Annotated in this window: 21 protein-coding genes and 1 tRNA gene; 14 read left to right on the top strand and 8 right to left on the bottom strand. The window is 71.4% G+C overall.

Annotation, left to right across the window (positions count from 1 at the left end):
- Positions 1-47 precede the first annotated feature (47 nt).
- Entirely contained in the window at positions 48-2,039 is a 1,992-nt protein-coding gene (locus M3E84_RS04065; protein ID WP_259894727.1) for a threonine/serine exporter ThrE family protein, read from the top strand.
- A gap of 84 nt (positions 2,040-2,123) precedes the next feature.
- Here the strand turns inward: M3E84_RS04065 and M3E84_RS04070 are convergent, their stop codons facing one another.
- The gene (locus M3E84_RS04070) at positions 2,124-2,981 is read right to left on the bottom strand and encodes a siderophore-interacting protein (RefSeq protein ID WP_259894728.1); all 858 of its coding nucleotides are present in this window, start codon (positions 2,979-2,981) and stop codon (positions 2,124-2,126) included.
- A 4-nt stretch (positions 2,982-2,985) separates the two neighbouring features.
- Positions 2,986-3,681, bottom strand: a complete 696-nt coding sequence (locus M3E84_RS04075; protein ID WP_259894729.1) for a uracil-DNA glycosylase — start codon at positions 3,679-3,681, stop codon at positions 2,986-2,988.
- Between the two features lie 83 nt (positions 3,682-3,764).
- Between M3E84_RS04075 and M3E84_RS04080 the strand changes: the two genes are divergently transcribed.
- From M3E84_RS04080 to M3E84_RS04105, 6 genes are all read left to right on the top strand, one after another.
- Positions 3,765-4,472 carry an SDR family oxidoreductase gene (locus tag M3E84_RS04080; RefSeq protein WP_259894730.1) on the top strand — a complete coding sequence of 236 codons (708 nt, stop codon included), beginning with the start codon at positions 3,765-3,767 and terminating at the stop codon, positions 4,470-4,472.
- Positions 4,472-4,696: a DUF3263 domain-containing protein gene (locus M3E84_RS04085; protein ID WP_259894731.1), complete on the top strand. Its 225-nt coding sequence runs from the start codon at positions 4,472-4,474 to the stop codon at positions 4,694-4,696. The genes M3E84_RS04080 and M3E84_RS04085 overlap by 1 nt, the downstream gene beginning before the upstream one ends.
- A 61-nt stretch (positions 4,697-4,757) precedes the next feature.
- A complete protein-coding gene (locus tag M3E84_RS04090; protein ID WP_259894732.1) occupies positions 4,758-5,456 on the top strand; it encodes a LytR C-terminal domain-containing protein in 699 nt (232 codons plus the stop codon).
- Positions 5,453-6,124, top strand: a complete 672-nt coding sequence (locus tag M3E84_RS04095) for a GNAT family N-acetyltransferase (protein ID WP_259894733.1) — start codon at positions 5,453-5,455, stop codon at positions 6,122-6,124. The genes M3E84_RS04090 and M3E84_RS04095 overlap by 4 nt, the downstream gene beginning before the upstream one ends.
- Positions 6,125-6,367: 243 nt before the next feature.
- Positions 6,368-7,999 carry a chaperonin GroEL gene (gene groL / locus M3E84_RS04100; protein ID WP_259894734.1) on the top strand — a complete coding sequence of 544 codons (1,632 nt, stop codon included), beginning with the start codon at positions 6,368-6,370 and terminating at the stop codon, positions 7,997-7,999.
- Between the two features lie 210 nt (positions 8,000-8,209).
- Positions 8,210-9,151: a ribonuclease HI gene (locus M3E84_RS04105; protein ID WP_259894735.1), complete on the top strand. Its 942-nt coding sequence runs from the start codon at positions 8,210-8,212 to the stop codon at positions 9,149-9,151.
- 112 nt (positions 9,152-9,263) lie between these two features.
- On the opposite strand, the gene M3E84_RS04110 is transcribed toward M3E84_RS04105, so the two are convergent.
- The 4 genes from M3E84_RS04110 to M3E84_RS04125 form a co-directional block, all read right to left on the bottom strand.
- Positions 9,264-11,276 (bottom strand): HAMP domain-containing sensor histidine kinase, encoded by a 2,013-nt coding sequence (locus tag M3E84_RS04110; RefSeq protein ID WP_311200424.1) that lies wholly within the window; start codon positions 11,274-11,276, stop codon positions 9,264-9,266.
- Between the two features lie 103 nt (positions 11,277-11,379).
- The gene (locus M3E84_RS04115; protein ID WP_259894736.1) at positions 11,380-12,093 is read right to left on the bottom strand and encodes a response regulator transcription factor; all 714 of its coding nucleotides are present in this window, start codon (positions 12,091-12,093) and stop codon (positions 11,380-11,382) included.
- Between the two features lie 84 nt (positions 12,094-12,177).
- On the bottom strand, positions 12,178-12,798 hold the full coding sequence (locus M3E84_RS04120; protein ID WP_259894737.1) for a thymidine kinase: 621 nt from the start codon (positions 12,796-12,798) through the stop codon (positions 12,178-12,180).
- Positions 12,799-12,839: 41 nt separating this feature from the next.
- Complete coding sequence (locus M3E84_RS04125; protein ID WP_259894738.1) at positions 12,840-13,124, bottom strand: hypothetical protein; 285 nt, start codon at positions 13,122-13,124, stop codon at positions 12,840-12,842.
- 247 nt (positions 13,125-13,371) lie between these two features.
- Here M3E84_RS04125 and M3E84_RS04130 point away from each other — a divergent pair, with 247 nt between their 5' ends.
- From M3E84_RS04130 to M3E84_RS04140, 3 genes are all read left to right on the top strand, one after another.
- The gene (locus tag M3E84_RS04130) at positions 13,372-13,755 is read left to right on the top strand and encodes a cold-shock protein (RefSeq protein ID WP_259894739.1); all 384 of its coding nucleotides are present in this window, start codon (positions 13,372-13,374) and stop codon (positions 13,753-13,755) included.
- A gap of 79 nt (positions 13,756-13,834) precedes the next feature.
- Positions 13,835-14,446 (top strand): DUF3027 domain-containing protein, encoded by a 612-nt coding sequence (locus M3E84_RS04135; RefSeq protein WP_259894740.1) that lies wholly within the window; start codon positions 13,835-13,837, stop codon positions 14,444-14,446.
- Positions 14,443-15,672, top strand: coding sequence for an MFS transporter (locus tag M3E84_RS04140; protein ID WP_259894741.1), 1,230 nt, complete (start codon positions 14,443-14,445; stop codon positions 15,670-15,672). Before M3E84_RS04135 ends, M3E84_RS04140 begins: the two co-directional genes overlap by 4 nt.
- 7 nt (positions 15,673-15,679) lie before the next feature.
- Here M3E84_RS04140 and serC read toward each other — a convergent pair whose 3' ends face one another.
- Positions 15,680-16,816: a phosphoserine transaminase gene (gene serC / locus M3E84_RS04145; protein WP_259894742.1), complete on the bottom strand. Its 1,137-nt coding sequence runs from the start codon at positions 16,814-16,816 to the stop codon at positions 15,680-15,682.
- Positions 16,817-17,003: 187 nt separating this feature from the next.
- Here serC and M3E84_RS04150 point away from each other — a divergent pair, with 187 nt between their 5' ends.
- The 3 genes from M3E84_RS04150 to M3E84_RS04160 all read left to right on the top strand — a co-directional run bounded on the left by M3E84_RS04150 (position 17,004) and on the right by M3E84_RS04160 (position 19,521).
- Positions 17,004-17,747, top strand: a complete 744-nt coding sequence (locus M3E84_RS04150; protein WP_259894744.1) for a metal-dependent transcriptional regulator — start codon at positions 17,004-17,006, stop codon at positions 17,745-17,747.
- Positions 17,748-18,059: 312 nt separating this feature from the next.
- Positions 18,060-19,145: a C40 family peptidase gene (locus M3E84_RS12375; RefSeq protein WP_311200426.1), complete on the top strand. Its 1,086-nt coding sequence runs from the start codon at positions 18,060-18,062 to the stop codon at positions 19,143-19,145.
- A gap of 46 nt (positions 19,146-19,191) precedes the next feature.
- The gene (locus M3E84_RS04160; RefSeq protein ID WP_259894745.1) at positions 19,192-19,521 is read left to right on the top strand and encodes a hypothetical protein; all 330 of its coding nucleotides are present in this window, start codon (positions 19,192-19,194) and stop codon (positions 19,519-19,521) included.
- A gap of 21 nt (positions 19,522-19,542) precedes the next feature.
- Here the strand turns inward: M3E84_RS04160 and M3E84_RS12380 are convergent, their stop codons facing one another.
- Positions 19,543-20,901, bottom strand: coding sequence for a DUF4031 domain-containing protein (locus M3E84_RS12380; RefSeq protein WP_311200427.1), 1,359 nt, complete (start codon positions 20,899-20,901; stop codon positions 19,543-19,545).
- Between the two features lie 98 nt (positions 20,902-20,999).
- Here M3E84_RS12380 and M3E84_RS04175 point away from each other — a divergent pair.
- Positions 21,000-21,072, top strand: a tRNA-Arg gene (locus M3E84_RS04175).
- Positions 21,073-21,097 lie beyond the last annotated feature (25 nt).

The following is a 21,097-nucleotide window of genomic DNA, read 5'->3' on the forward strand; positions in this document are numbered from 1 at the left end:
CATCCGGTGCACAGCATGCAGGAACACGCCATGGAGGAGAGTCCGCGGTGCCCCCAGCCACGCTGACCGCAGCCCCGACCGGCCTGACGGACGTCTCGGAGCTCGCGACCCGACGGCCCTTCGGCCAGACGGTCCGCCCCGGCGCCTATCCGAGCTCGGGATGGGTGGATGACGACCAGCTGCCCGCGGATCCGTTCGGACCCGACGCGCAGCTGAGCCTGCAGCAGTGGCTCAGCGACGACGACCTGGCCCCGATCCAGCCGACCGAGGCGCAGGCGCGGCGCGCCCAGGCCCTGGCGGACGGGCAGCTCGGCGAGGTGCTCCCGCCGCAGGCCGAGGCGCTTCCGGTGCTCACGACCGAGACCATCGAACGGGACCGGCTGCAGCGGCAGTCGCCTGCTCAGACGGTCCCGATCTCCACCACGAGCCGCCGGCGCACCTCGGCGGAGTCCACCGGCCCGGTCTCGCGTCCCGACACCTCGATGCTGCCGGACGTGGGGCCGAGCGATCTCGGCAGCCAGCCGAGCACGCAGATGCAGGCGGCCGCCTACCCGTCGTCGAGCTCCACGACCACGACGGGGCCCCTGCCGCGGCGCTCGCGGCGCATGCTGGAATCGATCTTGAAGCGCGACGCGGCGATGACCGCCGCCATGCCCATGGTCGAGCGCCTCACCGCCAGCCCCTTCGCCGGGCTGCGGCGCTTCGCGAACTCGGATGACCGCGAAGCCCGACGCACCCTGAACTTCGCCCTGCGCCTGGCGGAGACGATGTTCCACTACGGCGCCGACGCCCTGGATGTGGAGAACGCGGTCGTGGCGGTGTGCGCGACCTACGGCGTGGAGAACATCGAGGTCGACATCACCAACCAGTCGGTCACGATCAACTACGTGGCCGACCTCTCGGGGTTCGATGCCTCGGCCACCCGCGAGGACGTGTTCAACCACGCCGACACCACGAGCCACACGGTCATGCGCGTGGTGCGCTCGTCGTCGGACAACTACTCCGGGCTGGCCGACACGCATCGGCTGGTCACCGAGATCAGCCGCGGCGAGATGTCCAGGGAGGAGGCGCGCGAGCGGCTCGAGGCCATCAACTCCCGGCCCAAGCCGTTCCCCAACTGGGTGGTCTCCCTGGCCACCATGGGTGCGGCGTTCGCGATCACCCTGGGAATCGGCGGCGGCGTGACGGGTGCCACGATCTCGACCCTCTCTGCGGCCATGGTGGGCAGGATCGGGGCCGTGATGGGCCGACGGCGCGTGCCGGAGTTCTTCACCATGGTGGTCTCAGCCTTCGTCATCACGGTCATGGCGCTGCTGGGCTCACAGGTCGGGATCGAGATGTCGCCGCCGAAGGTGATCGCGGCGGGCCTGATCATGCTGATGCCCACGACTCGCTTCATGTCGACCATGCACGATGCCATCTCGGGCTTCCCCGTCACGGCGGCCGGGCGCGCGCTGTCCACGGGCATGGCCTTCGCGGGGATCGTCGCGGGGATCTACACGGGCATCGCGATCATGGGCCTGCTGGGCCAGGGCGAACTGGACATCTCGCAGACCCAGTTCGAGCCGGCGCCCACCTACGTCAACATCATCTGCATGACATTGGCGGCCGGTCTGATCGCGATCAGCCTGCAGGCCTCGGTCAGGCATCTGCTGCCGGCCATGATCGCCGGACTCGGCGGGCTGCTGGCCTATCACCTCGTGGGCTGGGTCGGGCTGGACGCCCGTCTCCAGGTGGTCTGCGGGGCCACGATGACCGGGGTGATCGGCGCCTTCGTGGCGGGGCGCCACCGCATTCCGTCGCTGGTCCTCGCGGTGCCGGGCATGACGTTCCTGCTGCCCGGGCTCTCTGTCTTCCGCGGCATGTACGCGGTGACGATCGAGGCCGAGACCACGGGACACGGCATCGTGTCCCTGGTGACGGCCATGACCACGATCCTGTCCATGGCCGCCGGCCTGGTGCTCGGCCAGCTGCTGATGCGCCCGTTCGTGCGCTCCGAGGATGCCCGGATCGGCATGCGTCGCAATCGCCGGCGCTGACGGCAGGGCCTTCGGAAGCGACGACGGCCACGCACCTTCGCATGGCGAGGTGCGCGGCCGTCGTGCTGTGCTGCGGCGAGGGGATCAGATCTTGCCCACCGGCGTCTTCTTCTCGGCCTGGAAGGCGTCCTCGTCGCGGCCGCGGGCCCAGTATCCCGACAGCGAGACCTGCGTGCGATCCAGCCCGTGGTCCTCGAACAGGACGGGGCGCAGGGCCTTCATGGCCTCGCGCTCGCCGTGGGCGAAGACCTGCACGCCCGCCGTCGTGTCCGGCCACTGCGCCGTGCGCGCGGCCTCGACCAGGGCGGGGACGCCGTCGGCGGCCTCGGTGCGGTGGATCCAGCGCAGGTTCCAGCCCGAGGGCACCTGGACGTCCAGGTGATGATCGGCGTCCTGGACCTCGAGCAGGATCTCGCCGCGCGCGTCCTCGGGCATGGCCTCGACATTGGCGAGCACGGCGGGGATCGCGGCCTCGTCGCCGAGCATGAGGCTCCAGGAGGCCTGCGGATCGGGGATCCACTTGCCGCCGGGACCCACCGCCACGATGGTGTCGCCGGGCTGGGCGCGAGCGGCCCAGGGGCCGGCCCAGCCGGAATCGCCGTGCAGCGCCACGTCGATCCACAGCTGCCCGGTCTCCAGATCCACGCGGCGCAGGGTCATGTGCCGGGTCACGGGCAGCTGCTCGCGCGGCAGCGTCTCACGCAGGCTCCAGTAGTCGGGATGATCGCCCAGGCCCAGCGCGGGGTCGAAGAACACGAGCTTGCAGTACTTCTCGGGCGGCTCGATGTCCTGGAAGGAGCTCGGATCGGCGATGGAGGCCACGATGCGGACCATCGACGGGGAGAGCTCCAGGCGCTGCACGACGGTCAGGTCGATCTGGGGCTTCGGCGGCTTCGCGGACTTGGACACGGGGGTGGGTCGCTGGGGTGCGCTCTCGGTCATGGACTCACTCTATGCGCCAGTCGATCGGGGCCGCGCCCTGCTCCTCGAGCAGGCTGTTGACCTGCGAGAACGGCCGCGAGCCGAAGAAGCCGCGAGAGGCGGACAGGGGCGAGGGGTGCGCGGACTCCACCGTGGGCGCCGGGGCGAGCCACGGGGCGCACTGCCGGGCCGGGCGCCCCCAGAGCAGGCCCACGAGCGGGCCGCCGCGGGCGGCCAGAGCCCGGACCGCGCACTCGGTGACGGTCTCCCAGCCCTTGCCGTGGTGGGAGGCCGGGACGCCGTCGCGCACCGTGAGGCACCTGTTGAGCAGCATGACGCCCTGTCGGCTCCAGGCGCTGAGGTCCCCGTGCTCGGCCGGGGCGACCCCCAGATCCTCGTGCAGCTCGCGGTAGATGTTCTGCAGGGATCGAGGCAGGGGCCGGACGTCCGGGCGCACCGAGAACGACAGCCCCATGGCATGGCCCGGGGTGGGGTACGGGTCCTGGCCCAGGATCAGCACGCGGACATCGGCCATCGGCTCCTGGAAGGCGCGCAGGATCTCGGGTCCCGGCGGGAAGGTGCGCTCACCCTGCGCGTGCTCCTGGCGCAGGAAGTCCCCCATCCCATGGATCACGTCCTCGACGGGGCGCAGGGCCTCGGCCCAGTCCTTCGCCATGATCTCGGCGAGCTCGGGGCGGTCTGCGGAATCGGTGCTGGTCATGCAGATAACTGTAGGGACCGACGAGCACGACGACGGCCGTGGCGGCCCGCTGCGCTGTCGTGACCGCGTCCTACAGTGGCGGCATGAGCGAATCGAGCAGCCCCACCGATCAGCGTCCCGTCGCCCTCGTCACCGGTGCCACCGGCGGCATCGGCCGGGCGGTCGTCGATTTCCTGGCCGTCGATCACCGAGTCCTGGCCGTGGGTCGCGATGACCACGCCCTGGCGCAGCTGCCGGAGGGTGTGGAGCCCCTGCGCGCTGAGCTCACCGACTTCCAGGCCCTGCCCCAGCTCGTGGGCGGGCTCGAGCGGCTGGATGTCCTGGTCCATTGCGCCGCGCTGGGCCACCGGCTCTCGGTCGAGGACTCCCGCCCGCAGGACTGGCAGGCGCAGCTGGAGCTCAACGTGATGGTCCCCGCCGAGCTGACCCGATTGGCCATGCCCGCGCCGCGTCGCGCCCAGGGCACCGTGGTGCTCGTGAACTCCGGCGCCGGCTTCACCGCCAGCGGCGGCAACGCGGTCTACGCCGCCTCCAAGTTCGCGCTGCGGGCGCTGGCGGACTCGCTGCGCCAGGAGCTCGAGCCGGATCTCGTGCGGGTGGCCTCGGTGCACCCCGGCCCCACGGACACCGAGATGCTGCGGGGGATCCATGACTCGATCGGCAAGCAGCACCGCCCGGAGGAGTACATCCTCCCCGAGTCGGTGGCCGGTGCCGTGCGCGCGGTCGTGGATGCCTCCCCGGACATGCAGCTCACCTCGGTCTCGGTGCGCCCGCGCCAGGAGCAGCGCTGATGAGCGCGCAGGCGGCGGAGCTGGACGAGCAGCAGCGGATGATCCTCGAGATGGAGAAGCGGCGCTTCAAGTATCAGGGGGCCAAGGAGCGGGCCATCGGCTCGCAGCTCGGGATGCCCGTGACGGAGTACTACCAGCGGCTCAACGCGCTGCTGGACACGGAGGCCGCCTGGGCGGCGGAGCCGGCCCTGGTGCGGCGGCTGAGCGAGCTGAGGGACTCGTGATGGCGGTCCCGGCGGCTCGTCGCCGCGCACGCACGGGCTCGCCGATGGAAGGATGGCGCGCATGAGCGAACAGCCTCCGTGGTCGGATCCCGACCTTCACCCGCGCGACGTCTTCGACGACGTCCCGGAGAGCGGATCCCGGCAGGGCGCGCACCGCCCCCGGGAGGCCGCGGCACCCACGACCCCGGGCAGCCTCAAGGCCATGGTCATCGTGGGCAGTCTGGGTCTCCTGCTGGGGGCCGGCGCCTACGTCTTCTCGACGATGAGCCAGGACCGCAGCCCGGCGGCCGTGGAGGGAGCCGGCGACCAGGCCGCTGAGGATCCGGTCCGCAGCGCCGCAGCCGAGGGCGGCGCCGCGGTCTCGGCTGCTCCCCAGGACGCCGAGCAGGTGGGGGTCTTCAACGCGACCGAGCTCGACGGTGCGGCCGGTGCGGCCACCGAGGAGCTCACGGCGCTGGACTGGCAGGTCGTCGCCACCGGCAACTGGGGCATGTCCGTTGCGGACAGCGTGGTCTACTACTCCGGCGACGTGGGCACCGAGGAGCAGGCCCGGTTCGTGGCCGACGCCCTGGGGATCGAGCAGATCCAGGCCGACGACGCCATCGCCTACCCGCTGGTGGCCGTGATCGGAGAGGATGTCGGAGCGGAACTGGTGGGCAGCGACCAGCAGCAGTCCTCCGCGCAGGGCGCCGCCGGGCTCCCGCAGGAGGGGGCTGCGGCTCAGGCGCTGGCGGTCGATCCGGCGGAGGTCCTGCGATGAGCGCGGCGGGGGAGGCGGGTGCCGTCGAGCCGCTGGCCGTCGAGGGCCAGCGTGTCCGCCTGCGCGACTGGCGCGCCGATGACCTCCCCGTCTACGAGCGCTGGATCATGCCCCCGCCGGATGGCGGCGAGCATGAATGGCAGCGCACGGACGGACCCTTCTACCCCAACTTCACCGCGCAGACGGCCCACCGCTGGCTCGGGAGGCTGACGGAGCGGGTGCACCGGGGCGACTGGCCCGCCGTGCGCGACACCGCAGTGATCGCCGAGCAGGGCACCGACAGGTTCCTGGGGCAGGTCTCCTGGTATCACGCCGAGGCCCCCACGGAGGATCCGGGCACGGGCACGCATCTGCTGCCGCTGCACTCCATCGGCGTGGCGATCTACCCGCCGGAGTTCTGGTCCGGCGGCTACGGCTCGGAGGCCCTGCGTCTGTGGGCCGACCTCCTGTTCCGGATCGGCGACGCCGATCGGGTGGACCTGGAGACCTGGAGCGGCAACCGCGGCATGTGCCGCGTGGCCCAGAAGCTCGGCTTCACCGAGGAGGCGAGGATCCGCAGGGCCCGCATGGTGGCGGGGGAGCACTACGACCGGATGATCTACGGGATGCTGCGCGAGGAGTGGGAGCAGGCGCCCTGGTGCGGTGCGTCCGCCCACGGTGAATCCTGAGTCGAACGCGCTCAGGGGGTTTGCACTCGCCGGTGCCGAGTGCCAATAATGGACTTGGCACTCAGTCGAGCAGACTGCCAGCCGGCCCCGCTGCGGCCGGCGCATCCGCTCGATGCAGCAGTGGAAGCCACCGCCTCTCTGAGGGGCAGGCCCGGCGGGCAGATCCCGCGGGAGCCGGCGCCCCGTCCGTCGCGGGCAGCGGGTCGGTGGGAGTCAGACTGAACGTCCAGGAGGGACGAACACATGGCAAAGCTCATCGCATTCGACGAGGAGGCCCGTCGCGGTCTCGAGCGCGGCCTCAACACCCTGGCCGAGGCCGTCAAGGTCACGCTCGGCCCGCGCGGTCGCAACGTCGTCCTGGAGAAGTCCTGGGGCGCTCCCACGATCACCAACGACGGCGTGTCCATCGCCAAGGAGATCGAGCTCGAGGATCCCTACGAGAAGATCGGCGCCGAGCTCGTCAAGGAGGTCGCCAAGAAGACCGACGACGTCGCAGGCGACGGCACCACCACCGCCACCGTGCTCGCCCAGGCGCTCGTGCGCGAGGGCCTGCGCAACGTGGCCGCCGGTGCTGATCCGCTCTCGCTCAAGCGCGGCATCGAGAAGGCCGTCGAGGCCGTCACCGCCGAGCTGCTCAGCTCCGCCAAGGAGATCGAGACCGAGGAGGAGATCGCGGCCACCGCCTCCATCTCCGCCGCGGATCCGGAGATCGGCCGCCTCATCGCCCAGGCCATGGAGAAGGTCGGCAAGGAGGGCGTGATCACGGTCGAGGAGTCCAACACCTTCGGGCTGGACCTCGAGCTGACCGAGGGCATGCGCTTCGACAAGGGCTACCTCTCCGGCTACTTCGTCACGGACGCCGACCGCCAGGAGGCCGTCCTCGAGGATCCCTACATCCTCATCGTCAACTCCAAGATCTCGGCCGTGAAGGATCTGGTCCCGGTCCTGGAGAAGGTCATCCAGTCGGGCAAGCCGCTGATGATCATCGCCGAGGACGTCGAGGGCGAGGCGCTGGCCATGCTGGTGCTGAACAAGATGCGCGGCTCCGTGAAGTCCGTGGCCGTCAAGGCACCGGGCTTCGGCGACCGCCGCAAGGCCCAGCTGGCGGACATCGCCATCCTGACCGGCGGCCAGGTCATCACCGAGGAGGTCGGCCTCTCGCTCGAGACCGCCACCCTGGATCTGCTGGGCACCGCCCGCAAGGTCGTGGTGACCAAGGACGAGACCACCATCGTCGACGGAGCCGGCTCCGCTGAGGAGATCGAGGGCCGCGTGGCCCAGATCCGCGCCGAGATCGAGAACTCGGACTCGGACTACGACCGCGAGAAGCTGCAGGAGCGTCTGGCCAAGCTGGCCGGCGGCGTCGCCGTGCTGAAGGCCGGCGCGGCCACCGAGGTCGAGCTCAAGGAGCGCAAGCACCGCATCGAGGATGCCGTGCGCAATGCCAAGGCCGCAGTGGAGGAGGGCATCGTCGCCGGCGGCGGCGTCGCCCTGATCCAGGCCGGCGAGACCGCCTTCGGCCAGCTGCAGCTCAGCGGCGACGAGGCCACCGGCGCGAACATCGTCAAGGTTGCCATCGACGCCCCGCTCAAGCAGATCGCCTACAACGCCGGGCTCGAGCCGGGCGTCGTGGCGGACAAGGTCCGCGGCCTCGAGAAGGGCTGGGGCCTCAACGCGGCCACCGGCGAGTATGAGGACCTCATGGCCGCGGGCATCAACGACCCGGTCAAGGTCACCCGCTCGGCCCTGCAGAACGCCGGCTCGATCGCCGGTCTGTTCCTCACTACCGAGGCCGTCGTGGCGGACAAGCCGGAGCCGGCCGCTGCCGGCGGCGGCGGCGAAGACCCCATGGGCGGCATGGGCGGCATGATGTGATGACGCCTCGGCGTCATCGCTGAACGCGCCTGATGCGCTTCCCAGCGAACCTGACGGGCCCCGTCTCCCACCTCGGGAGGCGGGGCCCGTCGCCATGTCCGACGACGGCGGCTCTGCCGGTGCCGACGGTGCAGGAGCCGCCGAGGCAGCGCCGCTGGGACGGAGTCTGCGGCACCTGTGCTGTCGGTGGGACGTGCCACAGTGTCCGGCATGACGATCACTGCTGCCGCTGACGGCTCCGCCCTGGGCAATCCCGGCCCCGCCGGATGGGCCTGGTACATCGACGACTCCAACTGGCGCAGCGGGGGCTGGCCCCACGGCACCAACAACAAGGGAGAGCTGCATGCGGTACTGGACCTGCTCGAGTCCACGCAGCAGCTCGGGGAGCCGCTGCGGGTGCTGTGCGACAGCCAGTACGTGATCAACTCCATCACCAAGTGGATGAAGGGCTGGAAGAAGAAGGGCTGGAAGAAGAGCGACGGCAAGCCGGTGCTCAACGTCGAGCTCATGAAGGCGCTGGACGCCGCCATGCAGGGACGGGACGTGACCTTCGAGTGGGTCAAGGGCCACGCGGGCCACGAGCTCAACGAGGCCGCGGACGCTCGGGCCAACGCCGCCGCCAAGGCGTTCCAAGCAGGGCGCGAGCCGGAGGAGGGACCGGGACTGGTGCTGGGCGGCGGACCTGCCGCGTCCTCGGGGGCAGCGGAGCCGTCCGGTGAGGCCACTGCCGCAGCGGATCTGCGATCGCAGGCCCAGGAGCGCCCGGACGATCCGGATCCAGACCTGCTCTCGAGCCTGGAGGTCCAGTCCGAGGACCTGGCCGCAGCTCCGAGCCCGGCGCAGGAGGTCTTCGGCCTGGAGCGCCGACGGATCCGCGAGGGCCTGGCGAGCGCTGCCCTGCATCCGGAGGCCGTGCTCATCGACGGGGACGGCCGCCCTGCCGAGCCGCAGAGCCTCTCCCGGGGCGATGACTCCGCCGACCTGCATCTGGTCGACATCCTGGCCCCGAGCGCAGGCACCGTCCAGAGCACCGTCCATGTCCTGAGCTCCACGGGCTCGTCGGTGCACACCGCCCTGTGGATGCGAGCGCAGTCTCGCAATGAGCTGGGTGAGTGGCTGCTGCGTCATCTCCAGGTGACGCTCGAGTCCTGAAGCGACGCCGCCCGCGGCAGAGCGCACCGAGCTCGGCGGCGGGGCGCCTTTTCAGCAGCATCGTCCGACGGGAAGCCGGGCGGGTGGGACCCGGCGAAGCGCCAGGAGCCGCTCAGCCCCGCGCGGCATCTCCGCGGTCGTCGTCGTGCGCCTGCGGGGCATCCTGCTCGGACACATCCGGAAGCCCGCCGGTCTCGTCGATGATGCTGGGATCGTCGTCGTCGATCTCGGGGATCGGGGGGAGCCCGTCGTCGCCGGGGGCGGCGGTGACCCGTGGCTCATGCCCTGCGGCGGTGCCTCCGGCGTCCGTCGCCTCGACAGCCGCCGGAGGGGTCGGTGCAGAGGGGGATCCGTCCGAGGTCGTCTCGGGCAGGGCCGGCTCTTCGCTGCGGCGGGCCCGACGCATCCGCCGTGAGCTCGCCGCGGAGGGCGCGGACTCCTCGGCGACCTGGCGCTGCCGTTCGAGCTGCTCCTCGGTGGGAGGCGTCCGCCGCCTGGAGGGGGTCCAGGTGCTGCGCGAGAACCAGGTGCCGGAGTCGGTGCGGGAGGGCCTCGACTCGTGGGTGCTCTCGGAGCGCAGGGCGTGCTCGGCGGGGTCATCGACCTCCGCCGCGCGCTGGATCGCCGCCTCGGCGGAGTCGCCGCCGGGCAGGGTCACCACGAAGGTCGCGCCGCCGCCGGGGGTCTCCTCCAGAGTCACCACGCCGCCGTGCTGGCCCACGACCGAGGCCACGATCGACAGGCCCAGCCCGGTGCCGCCGGTCTCGCGGGTGCGGGAGGTGTCGGCGCGGTAGAACCGCTCGAAGATCCGGGTGCGGTCGGCGCCCCTGATGCCTGGGCCGTGGTCGCGGATCTTCAGCTGAGCCAGCCAGCTCGGAGCCGGCTCATCCGAGGGGACCGCAGGCTGCTGCTCCTGCGGAACGGCGTCGAAGGAGGGGTTCTCCACGATGATCTCGAGATCGCTGCCCTGCGGGGTGTAGCGCACGGCGTTGGTCATCAGGTTGACCACGACCTGGCGCAGGCGGGCATCATCGCCGCGGGTCCATACCGGCGCGGCGGCGCTGTCATCCGGTCCGAGCACGGTGATGCGGCGATCTGGCCAGGCCGCCGCGAAGTCGGCTGCGGCGTCGTGGGCCAGGATCAGGAGGTCGACGTCGGTGATCTCGAGCGCGCGTCCGTTGTCCACGCGGGCCAGCGAGAGGAGGTCCTCGACCAGCTGGGTCATGCGCGTGGCCTCGGACTCGATGCGGCCCATGGCCTGGGCGACCTTCTCATCGTCGTTGAGGGCGCCGTGGCGGTAGAGCTCGGAGTACCCTCGGATCGACACGAGCGGGGTTCGCAGCTCGTGGGAGGCATCGGCCACGAACTGCCGCAGCCGGTTCTCGGAGTGGGTGCGCGCCTCGAAGGCATCCTCGATCTGCCCGAGCATGCGGTTCAGCGACATGGACAGCTGACCGACCTCGGTCGCGGAGCTGTAGCCGGAGATGCGCTGGGACAGATCGCCGGCGGCGATCGCGGCCGCCGTGGTCTCGACCCGCTTCAGCGGAGTGAAGGCGCGCGTGATGAGGATCCAGCCGACCGTCAGGGCGACCAGCAGGGTGGCCACGCCGAAGCTCAGCGTCAGCAGGGTCACCGCCGAGATCATGCCATTGGCCCAGCCCAGCGGTTCGGCCGTCACGACCGTGTACTCCGAATCGGCCTGCGGGGCGGCCACCACGCGCCAGGAGCCGTCCTCTCCGTCGGCGGAGCGCACGGTCATGCCGGACTGATCCGTCCGCAGGACGAGCTCTCGGGTGAACCTGGACAGATCCGGCTCGCCCGGGTCGACCAGTCCGGGAGCCGTGGGGCCCACCTGGGCGACGACCTCGGCGTCGGAGTCGAGCAGATAGCCGCGCTTGGACACGCTGACGGTCGGCGAGCCGATCATGTCCGACATCAGCGCCGTCGAGACGGTGCTCAGCGACTCGCGCAGCTCGTTGTCGATCGAATTGACCAGCGAGTCCCGGACCACGGAGATCGATACGAAGCTGGTCAGCAGGATCGAGGGCATCAGCAGCAGCCCGGTGAGGACCATCAGCTGGGTCCGCAGCGACGACGAGCGCCACCGCGCAGTGAGCTTCTCCACGGATCAGACCTCCGTCGGCGACAGGCGGACGAGGGCCATCATCTCAGGACGGCGGGCGGCGCCGCCGGTGGCGGACACCGCCGGCTGGGGACCGCGGATGGGCTCAGCCGTTCTTGTGGGCTGTGCGCAGCAGGTACCCGACGCCGCGCTTGGTGTGGATCAGCGGGGGCAGATCCGGATCGTTGTCGATCTTGCGGCGCAGGTAGGAGATGTAGGACTCGACGATCGAGGCGTCTCCGTTGAAGTCGTACTCCCACACGTGGTCCAGGATCTGGGCCTTGGACAGCACGCGGTTGGGGTTGAGCATCAGGTAGCGCAGCAGCTTGAACTCGGTGGGCGACAGGTCGATCTCGCGCTCGCCGCGGAAGACCTCATGGGCGTCGTCGTCGAGGACCAGGTCGTCCACGCGCAGGCGAGAGTCGTCCTCCTCGGCCGGTGCCGAGCGGCGCAGGACCGCGCGGATGCGGGCCACGACCTCATCCAGGCTGAACGGCTTGGTGACGTAGTCGTCGCCGCCGACGGTCAGGCCCTGGACCTTGTCCTCGGTGTCGTCCTTGGCGGTCAGGAAGACGATGGGGAAGGTGCGGCCCTCGGCGCGCAGCTTGCGGGTGACGGCGAAGCCGTCCAGATCCGGGAGCATGACGTCCAGGACCGCCAGATCGGGGTTCTCCTCCTGGGCGCGCGTGATCGCATCGCGGCCGTTGGCGGCGGTGACGACCTCGAAGCCCGCGAACTTCAGCGAGGTGGCGAGCAGTTCGAGGATGTTGGGCTCGTCGTCGACGACCAGGAGCTTTGCTTCAGGGTTGCTGTTGTTCACGGCATTCAGTGTCTCGGAGTCTCCTGGATGTCCTCTGGACGCTGTGAGGGTGTTTCATGGACGTGGTGAGCGGCGGGGAGTCGCTCAGCCCAGCCTCCCGCCGCTGCGCTCGAGGTAGCAGGCCGCGCACAGCGACTCATAGGCGACTTCTCCGTCGATCGCCACCTGGTCGCCGTCGAGCACCATGCCGTCATCGGAGGTCCGGGCGTTGAACATCGCCTTGCGCCCGCAGCGGCAGATGGTCTTGAGCTCCTCGAGCGTATGGGATATCTCCATCAGCCGACCCGAGCCGGGGAACGAGCGGGTGCGGAAGTCGCCGCGGATCCCGTAGGCCAGCACCGGCACGGAGTCGAGCACGGCGATGCGCAGCAGGTCGTCCACCTGCTGCGGGGACAGGAACTGGGCCTCGTCCACGAGCAGGCAGGCCACGGGCGGGACGTCGACGGATTCCAGCAGAGCCTCGGGATCCCGGCCGGCGGCCGCCTCGCGGAACCGGGCGCGGACGTCGTCGTGGGGCCCCAGCAGGAGGTCGACGGGCCGGGCGAGACCCAGCCGGGAGGTGATGGTGGCCTCGCCCTTGGTGTCCACGGAGGGCTTGGCCAGCATGACGCGCTGGTCGCGCTCCTCGTAGTTGAACGCGGCCTGCAGCAGGGCAGTGGACTTGCCCGAGTTCATGGCCCCGTAGCGGAAGTACAGCTTGGCCATCTCAGCTCCGGCGCCGCAGCGGGACTCTGGTGCTCACGATGTCAGCTGCGGCTGCGACGGATCGCGTTGCGCACCAGCAGCGCGAACAGCAGCACCACCGACAGGGGGAAGGCCACCAGCGCGTAGCGCGTGAACCACGGCCAGATCTCGCCGCCGCCCACGACCCACTTGGTGATCAGCATGGCCGCGATGGCCGCCGCGGAGCTCACCGCCAGCACGACCGTGGCCCAGGCGAGCGCGTCCATGCCGCCGGAGTGCCTATCGGCGCGGGAGGTCTCGGCGCCGGGGCGGGCAGGGGAAGTCGACGGGGAGTGCTCGGCGGGCATGGACCCAGGGTACAGCCGTCTTCGACAGGGGCGTCGACGCACCGGCTGGGGTACGATGGGACGTTCTGCCGGTCCCCGAGCAGTGCACGCCCGCCGGGGCTCGAGCCGCGCGCTCGTGCGACGGGTCGCTGAACGGGCCGGGCAGATACCGTGCCCCGTCCGGGAGAGCTCTCTGCGGACCGAGCACGCACCTGCAGAACACCCCGCGAGGCCGTGGCCTCGCCATGAGCAGCAGAGGATGTGCACAGTGCCCACCGGCAAGGTGAAGTGGTTCAACCAGGAGAAGGGCTTCGGATTCCTGGCCGACGACGACGGCGGCGAGGTCTTCCTCCATGTCTCGGCGCTGCCCGCGGGTATGCAGACCGTCGCCCCGGGGACCCGTATGGAGTTCGGCGTGGCCGAGGGCCGCCGCGGCGCCCAGGCGCTGCAGGCCACCGTGCTGGGCAAGACCCCGTCCGTGGCTCGCAACAGCCGCATGCCGGCCGAGCAGATGGCCGAGATCAGCCAGGACCTGGTGACGCTGCTGGACGGGATCTCGGAGGGGCTGCAGCACGGCCGTTACCCGGATCGGGCCCACGGTCGGAAGATCGCCAAGATCCTGCGCACGGTCGCGGATAACCTGGAGGCCTGAGCTGCGCGGAGCAGGGTCGGTCATCGCCGGCCCTCCCGCGGGCGGCAGCGGCGCTGACGACATGACGACAGGGGCATCGGTGAGCGAGCAGACCACCACCACGCACGAGCCGGCTCCGAAGGAGCCCGCATCCACCCAGGACGCAGAGTCCGAGAGCCCGGCTGAGGCGCTGTCCGCCGCGTCGCAGCCGCCGGCGGCGGACGCCCAGCTCGCAGCGCAGAAGGAGCTCGCGCTGGAGGCGCTGCGCGAGCTCGTCCCGGCCGAGCAGATCGGCGAGGGGCACCGCGTCCGCGCCGAGGGCGAGCTGGTGCTCACCCACCTCTTCCCCGCGCTCGCGCGCGGCTACCGGGGCTGGGAGTGGTACGTCACCCTCACGCGGGTGCCCGGATCCGAGTGGGCCACGGTCTGCGAGTCGGGCATGCTCCCCGGAGAGGACGCCCTGCTGGCTCCCGAGTGGGTGCCCTGGTCCGAGCGGGTGCTCGAGGCCGACCACGAGGACATCGAGGACGGCGCCCAGGACCACGGGGGAGCCGGGCACGCCGACCTCGAGCAGGACGACCGGGAGGCTGCGGATCAGGGCGGCGACGACGCGGCGCAGCAGGCCCACGAGCATGGCGCCGCGGCAGAGGACTCCGCGGACGGTGCGCAGGCCGATCCCGAGCAGGCCCCGGGGATCGATCCCGCTCCGTGAGCCGGACCCCCGCGACCGGTGCCTTCCAGTCGCTGCACGAGCCCAACTACCGCCGCTGGTATGTGGGATCGCTGCTGTCCAACACCGGCACGTGGATGCAGCGCACCGCTCAGTCCTGGCTCGTGTTCGACGGGCTGACGGATCATGATGCGCGGGCCATGGGCCTGGTGCTCGCCCTGCAGTTCCTGCCTCAGCTGCTGATCTCGCCCTGGGCGGGCGTGGTGGCCGACCGCTCCGACAGCCGTCGGCTCCTGCTGATCACCCAGTCGGCGATGGGAGCCCTCGCCCTGGGCCTGGGAGGCCTCGTGCTCCTCGGCGCGGTGAGCCTGGGGTGGGTGATGGCCTTCGCGCTGGCCCTGGGCGTCACCACGACCTTCGGGGCCCCGGTGCGCCACACCTTCGTGGCCAGCCTGGTCGGGGATCAGAACCTGTCCAATGCCGTGGCGCTGAATTCGACGGCCTTCAACGCGGCGCGTCTGCTCGGCCCGGCAGCTGCCGGCGTGCTGATCGCGCAGGCGGGCACCGGCTGGGTCTTCGTCCTCAACAGCCTGACCTTCGCCGTGATGATCACCGCCATCCTGCGGATGGATCAGCACCGGCTGATCCCTCGTCAGCGTGCGGGGAAGGCGCACGGCCAGATCCGGGAGGGCTTCCGCTACGTGAGGCAGCGCCCGGATCTGATGGCGGTGCTGCTCACCGTCTTCCTGCTGGGCACGTTCGGGCTGAACTTCGCGATCTTCCTGGCGGCCATGACGGGCACGGCCTTCGGGCTGGGCTCGCAGGCCTTCGGGGTCATGAGCTCCGTGCTCGCCGTGGGCACCCTGGCGGGGGCGCTGCTGTCGGCCCGCCGCCCCCGCGCGAGGCTCAGGACGCTCTATGCCGGTTCGGCCATGTTCGCGCTCAGCGCGCTGCTGGCCGCGCTGGCGCCCGCGCCCCTGAGCTTCGGGCTGTGCCTGATCCCCCTGGGCATGGCCTCGCTGACCATGACGACGACCGCCAGCGCCTATGTCCAGACGAGCACGGACCCGCGCTTCCGCGGCCGCGTCATGAGCCTCTACTCGGCGATCCTCATGGGAGGGACGCCGATCGGGGCGCCGCTGATCGGCTGGGTCATCGACGCCTTCGGTCCGCGCTGGGGCCTGGGCGCGGCCGTGCTGGCCGGTGCGGCCGGCGCCTGCGTGGGCTTGGCCCACCGGCAGCGGCTGCGCGCACAGCGCAGCCGCTGAGCGGGCCTCAGAGCTGCTCGATCAGCACATCCAGGCAGGCCAGCAGCTTCTGGACGTCCGAGGGCTCGACCGCGGCGAAGGTCGCGATCCGCAGCTGATTGCGCCCCAGCTTCCGGTAGGGCTCCACATCCACCACGCCGTGGGCGCGCAGAGCCGAGCTGAGCACCGAGGCGTCGATGCTGTCGTCGAAGTCCACGGTCACGACCACGGGGGAGCGGTCCTCGGCCGCGGCCGCGAAGGGCGAGGCGTGCGGGTGAGCCTCGGCCCAGTCGTAGATCAGCCCGGAGCTGTGCGCCGTGCGGCCGGCCGCCCAGTCCATTCCGCCCTGGTCATTGAGCCAGCGGACCTGCTCGTCGAGCATCACGAGCGTGGCCAGGGCCGGGGTGTTGAAGGTCTGGTCCTTGCGCGAGTTCTCCAGCGCCGTCGCCAGGGACAGGAAGGCCGGGATCCAGCGTCCGGAGGCGGCCACCGACCCGATGCGCTCGATCGCCGCCGGGGAGAACGCGCCGAACCACAGGCCGCCGTCGGAGGCGAAGTTCTTCTGCGGGGAGAAGTAGTAGACGTCCGTCTCGGACAGCTCCACGGCCATGCCTCCGGCGGCCGAGGTCGCATCCACCACGACCAGCGGATCCGCCGCGCTGCGTGCCGGAGCCAGGCCGTCGGGGCGCACGACGGGGGCGGCCACGCCGGTGGAGGTCTCGTTCTGCGGCCAGGCGTAGACGTCGATCCCGTCCTCGAGCTGCACGGCCGTGCGTGTGCCGGGCTCGGCCCGGCGGATGGACGACGGCGCCAGGAACGGCGCTGCGTCGGTGACCTCGGCGAACTTGGCGCCGAACTCGCCGAAGGCCGCGTGCTGGGCGCGCTCGCGCACCAGGCCCAGGGCCGCGGCGTCCCAGAAGGCGGAGGCGCCGCCCATGCCCAGCAGGATCTCGTAGCCCTGCGGGGCGCGCAGGAACTCGCCCAGTCCCTCGCGCAGGCCGCCCACGAGGCCGCGCACCGGGGCCTGTCGGTGGGAGGTGCCCATGAGCCTGCGGTGAGCGCGCGCGACCGCGCCCATCTGCTCCTCGCGGACCTTGGAGGGGCCTGCGCCGAAGCGCCCGTCGACGGGCAGCAGGCTGTCGGGGATCGTGAGGCGGTCGGTCACGGGCGGTGCTCCTGGGGCGTCGGTTCGGCGGAGGCCCGGCAGGATCCTCCGCCCGGCCATTGTGCCGCACCTGCCCGTGCAGTGTCCGTGGATCTGCGTAGACTCCCGGAAGAACGGGCACGCCCCGCCCCGCTGCGGAAAATGGGGTGCCCAGAAGTCTGCTCGCCCCCTGATCAGGAGCTGTTCCATGACCGAACTGATCGACACCACGGAGATGTACCTGCGCACGGTCCTCGAGCTCGAGGAGGAGGGGATCCCTCCCATGCGCGCACGCATCGTGGAGCGCCTCGATCATTCCGGGCCCACCGTCTCCCAGACCGTGTCGCGCATGGAGCGCGACGGCCTGCTGACCGTGCAGCCGGATCGTCGGCTGGCCCTCACGGAGTCCGGGCGGGAGACCGCCGTCAAGGTGATGCGCAAGCACCGCCTCGCGGAGCGCCTGCTCGCGGATGTCATCGGGCTGGACCTCTCCGTCGTCCATGACGAGGCCTGCCGCTGGGAGCACGTCATGAGCGAGGCTGTGGAGGAGCGCCTGGTCGATCTGCTGCACAACCCGCAGATCTCGCCGTACGGCATGCCGATCCCGGGCCTGGCGGGCCTGGGCGCGGACTCGGAGGAAGCCGCCCACGCGGCGCTGCTGCAGCCGCTGCAGTCCCTGCCCGGCACCGACCAGATCCTGGCGGAGGCCGCTGCCGGTGAGCTCGGCGGGCGCTTCGTGCTCGTGGGCATCCCGGAGGTCGTGCAGACCCACCCGGAGGTGCTGACTCTGCTGGGCCGCTGCGGCCTGCTGGCCGGTGGGGTCTTCGCCGCCCGCAGGGAGGACAGCGGAGAGGTCGTCGTGCGGGCGCTGGAGCCGGCCAAGGGCGTCGAGGCCGAGGACATCCGGATCCCGGAGTCCTCCGCCCACTCGATCGTCGTGCGGCAGGGGTGAGCTCCGCGCACCTGTAGCGCTGGTGAAGGCGCCGTCGGCGATGAGTTCGCCGACGGCGCCCACGTCTGTGCGGACGCCGGTTCGGTGCCGGTTCTGAGCCTCTGCGCGCTCGCGGCTCCACAGGCGACGCCGGCTGCGGATCATGTCCCGAGGGAGGACCGATCTGCGGGCTCAAGGACTCAGCGAGTCTCAATCGGGTGATCTCCGGGTGGGCGGAGCCGGGACGAGGCATAGCGTGCGCGGGCATCGCCGTCGTCGATGCCGACCGCCGCTGGGGCGGCCGCCGCTCGCTGTGCCGTGAGAGGTCCCGTCATGACCGCTGTCGCCCACCGAACCGCCGTTCCGACTGTGGAGTCCTGGGCCTTCGACGCCCGGGACCTCGAAGGCCTGCGCAGCGCTGCGCCTGTGCCGCGCGGTGCCGTGCGCCAAGAACCCGTCCTTTCGACCCGGCGTCCGGGTCCCGCGCCCGGCTGCGGGAACGCGCTGCTCGTCGGCGACCGCCCGCGCGCCGATCGCACTGCCGTCCCGCTGGTGGGTGCTGCGGGGCTCGGGCTCCTGGGCGCGGCGCTGCTGAGCGCGGCACCGGCGCAGGCGGCCGCGATCGAATTCCCCTCCTGGGTCGCCGTCACCGGTACAGTCCCCGAGGACTCCGGGCTGGATCGGGCCGCCGCCGAGGCCAACGACTGGACCTTCTCCTGGTCCACGGACGCCGACGGCGTGGTGACCTTCGCCTACGCAGACGGCAGCCGCTCCACCTCGCTGGATCCCACGGCCCGCCACGCGGCCCCGCAGAGGGCCGAAGACCTGAGCGCCGGCGATCAGCTGGGCGTCCAGAGCCTCCAGAGCCCCCTGTGGGAGGCGGACCCGGCCCAGCCTGCGCTCGACCCCGGGCTCGACGACCTGGTCTCCGCGGCCACCGCCCCCTTCGAATCCGCCCCGGGCGTGCCAGACCCGTCCGACGCGGCGCAGATCGCTGCCGCGCAGAGCTCCTCAGCTCCTGCCGGTCAGCCGCCGACTGCTGAGCAGGCGACGGCCGCCTCCGCCGGGACCGGTGCCGGGATCGCGGATGAGGACATCCTGGCCACCGCCCGGCTCGGGCTCGGAGGGCAGTACGTGTGGGGCGGCACCGAGTTCAAGGCCTGGGACTGCTCCGCATTCGTGCAGTGGGTCTATGCCCAGCACGGAGTCGAGCTCCCCCGGGTCACGTGGGAGCAGTTCGCGGCCGCCGAGCCCACAGCCGATCCGCGCCCGGGGGACCTCGTCTCGCAGAACGACGGTTCGCACGTGGGGATCTACCTGGGCGGGGATCGGATGATCTCGGCGCTGAACCCCCAGCAGGGAACCCTCGAGCACTCGGTGCACGACATGGCGCTGGACGGTTTCTACACGGTGCGCTGAGGACCTCGGCCGCCGCTCACCGCGGCGCCGCGGATAGGCTGGAGGCATGGCAGAGCACCCTCGAGGACAGCAGCGCCCCCCGGCGGACTACAGCGCGGCAGCACGCACCGGCAGCGACCAGGAGTACACCTACCTGGCCGTGGGCATGGTGGCCGGAGCGATCCCCGGAGTCATCGCTGGGCTGCTGGTGTCGCTGGCGCTCGGGCACGCGGCTATGTGGGTCTCGGTCATCGGCGGCGCAGGGATCGTCATCGGGCTCGTGGCGGCCAGCATCCTGTGGCGCAGGCGCCGGGCGCGTCTGCAGCAAGACCAGGACCGCCAGCAGGATGAAGAGCGCTCAGCTCAGGGGCAGGGGCAGCAGCCGCCGAGCAGGTGAGCGATGCCCGGGGGCGAAGCCTCAGCGCTGGCCGGCGCTGAAGAACCGACGATCCCGGCGGCGCAGCAGTGGGATGACCTGCCGGCGCACCAGCGGGGCAAGGGCGGCCTCGGCCTCGGCGACCGCCTCCGGGCGCAGATCCAGCGGGCGCAGCTCCTCGATCTCCGCCTGAGGCAGGAGCTGCTGCGCCTGCTCGTCCAGATCGATGGTGAAGACGGTCGAGGAGATCCAGGTGTCGGCCTCGTTGGCCGCCGGCGAGTGGAAGCGGCCCAGCAGCTGCAGGTCCTCCTGGCTGATGACGGCTCCGACCTCCTCTGCGACTTCGCGCTGGGCGGCCCGCTCGGCGGTCTCGCCGGGCTCGAGCTTGCCGCCGACCAGCATGAACTTCTGCGTGCCGCGCTTGCGCACGGTCAGCAGACGGCCCTCGTGCAGGAAGCACACGCCCACGATCGTGAGCAGGTCCACGCCCCCCGGCGGCTGGACCTCCTGCAGGGACTCGAAGCGCAGGTCATCGATCTCCACCGAGAGGTTCTGCGCGGCCTGCCCCGCCCACAGCTGCTGCGCCTTCTGCGTGCCGTAGAGCCGGCTCCCGGCCAGCTGCTCCAGGATCTGCAGCCGCCCGCGCATGAAGTCCGGGCGCGGCACCGAGGCGTACTCCTGGGACACCCTGCGGACGTAGTCGGCGTACTCGGCCGGGGAGCCGCCCAGCACCGCCAGGTCGGCATCGCTCAGCAGCTGCCCGGCGGCGTCGTCGTCTGCGGGGCGATGCGAGGCAGTGAGGCGCACCAGGCGCGCGACCTCGGCGACCTCCACGGCCTCGAAGCCGGCCTCCGGCAGCAGCCGCTCGGCCAGCTCGGCGGAGGCCTCCTCATCGGCTCCTGGGCGGCCGTCGTAGACGGCGTCGTGGAACCACGCGGCCAGCACGACGGACCGCGGAGGGGCATCCTCGGTGAGCAGGTCCAGGGCGCGCAGCACGGCCAGCAGGTGCGTGCGGTCGTGGTAGCGCCGGTGCGGCTGGCCCCAGCGCTCCAGCAGGTCGGTGCGCAGACGGCGCAGCTCGGGATCGATCCCGAGGGCGCTGTCCCAGCGCGAGCGCAGCGCGTATTCGGCGCGCTCGCTGCGTCGAGCGGCGGGGATCCGCAGCCCGGACTGGACCAGTCGCCGGGCCAGCTCCTTGCCATCGACCTCGACCGCGCCTTCGGCCACGGCCCTGTCGTAGTGGGCCACCGCCACATCGTAGTGATCGCCGTCGAAGGCGCGCGGGCTCACCCCGATCCGCTGGGCCATCTCGTGCAGCTCCTCCAAGGAGGTGTCGGAGACCATGTGCGAGAAGACGGTGCCGTGGGCAGGCCAGCGCGCGGGATCGATGTAGACAGCCATGCCCGCCAATCTATCGCCCGTGCCCGAGTGCGCCGGGCACTCTCCGGGGGTCCCGCTGTTCGGGGCGGGGGGCTGTGGGCCCTATGATGGTCGCCGTCGCCCCCGTAGCTCAGGGGATAGAGCACGGCTCTCCTAAAGCCGGTGTCGCGCGTTCGAATCGCGCCGGGGGCACCCTTCTGACTTCTTCGGCGCGCGC

Origin of the sequence: Kocuria sp. p3-SID1428 (assembly GCF_025149945.1) — a bacterium.
Taxonomy (GTDB): domain Bacteria; phylum Actinomycetota; class Actinomycetes; order Actinomycetales; family Micrococcaceae; genus Kocuria.

What these genes read in the sequence shown, in the direction of transcription:
- M3E84_RS04070 (WP_259894728.1), bottom strand. Translation starts at nt 2,981, where the DNA reads ATGACCGAGAGCGCACCCCAGCGACCCACCCCCGTGTCCAAGTCCGCG.
- M3E84_RS04075 (WP_259894729.1), bottom strand. Translation starts at nt 3,681, where the DNA reads ATGACCAGCACCGATTCCGCAGACCGCCCCGAGCTCGCCGAGATCATG.
- M3E84_RS04080 (WP_259894730.1), top strand. Translation starts at nt 3,765, where the DNA reads ATGAGCGAATCGAGCAGCCCCACCGATCAGCGTCCCGTCGCCCTCGTC.
- M3E84_RS04085 (WP_259894731.1), top strand. Translation starts at nt 4,472, where the DNA reads ATGAGCGCGCAGGCGGCGGAGCTGGACGAGCAGCAGCGGATGATCCTC.
- M3E84_RS04090 (WP_259894732.1), top strand. Translation starts at nt 4,758, where the DNA reads ATGAGCGAACAGCCTCCGTGGTCGGATCCCGACCTTCACCCGCGCGAC.
- M3E84_RS04095 (WP_259894733.1), top strand. Translation starts at nt 5,453, where the DNA reads ATGAGCGCGGCGGGGGAGGCGGGTGCCGTCGAGCCGCTGGCCGTCGAG.
- groL (WP_259894734.1), top strand. Translation starts at nt 6,368, where the DNA reads ATGGCAAAGCTCATCGCATTCGACGAGGAGGCCCGTCGCGGTCTCGAG.
- M3E84_RS04105 (WP_259894735.1), top strand. Translation starts at nt 8,210, where the DNA reads ATGACGATCACTGCTGCCGCTGACGGCTCCGCCCTGGGCAATCCCGGC.
- M3E84_RS04120 (WP_259894737.1), bottom strand. Translation starts at nt 12,798, where the DNA reads ATGGCCAAGCTGTACTTCCGCTACGGGGCCATGAACTCGGGCAAGTCC.
- M3E84_RS04125 (WP_259894738.1), bottom strand. Translation starts at nt 13,124, where the DNA reads ATGCCCGCCGAGCACTCCCCGTCGACTTCCCCTGCCCGCCCCGGCGCC.
- M3E84_RS04150 (WP_259894744.1), top strand. Translation starts at nt 17,004, where the DNA reads ATGACCGAACTGATCGACACCACGGAGATGTACCTGCGCACGGTCCTC.
- M3E84_RS12375 (WP_311200426.1), top strand. Translation starts at nt 18,060, where the DNA reads ATGACCGCTGTCGCCCACCGAACCGCCGTTCCGACTGTGGAGTCCTGG.
- M3E84_RS04160 (WP_259894745.1), top strand. Translation starts at nt 19,192, where the DNA reads ATGGCAGAGCACCCTCGAGGACAGCAGCGCCCCCCGGCGGACTACAGC.
- M3E84_RS12380 (WP_311200427.1), bottom strand. Translation starts at nt 20,901, where the DNA reads ATGGCTGTCTACATCGATCCCGCGCGCTGGCCTGCCCACGGCACCGTC.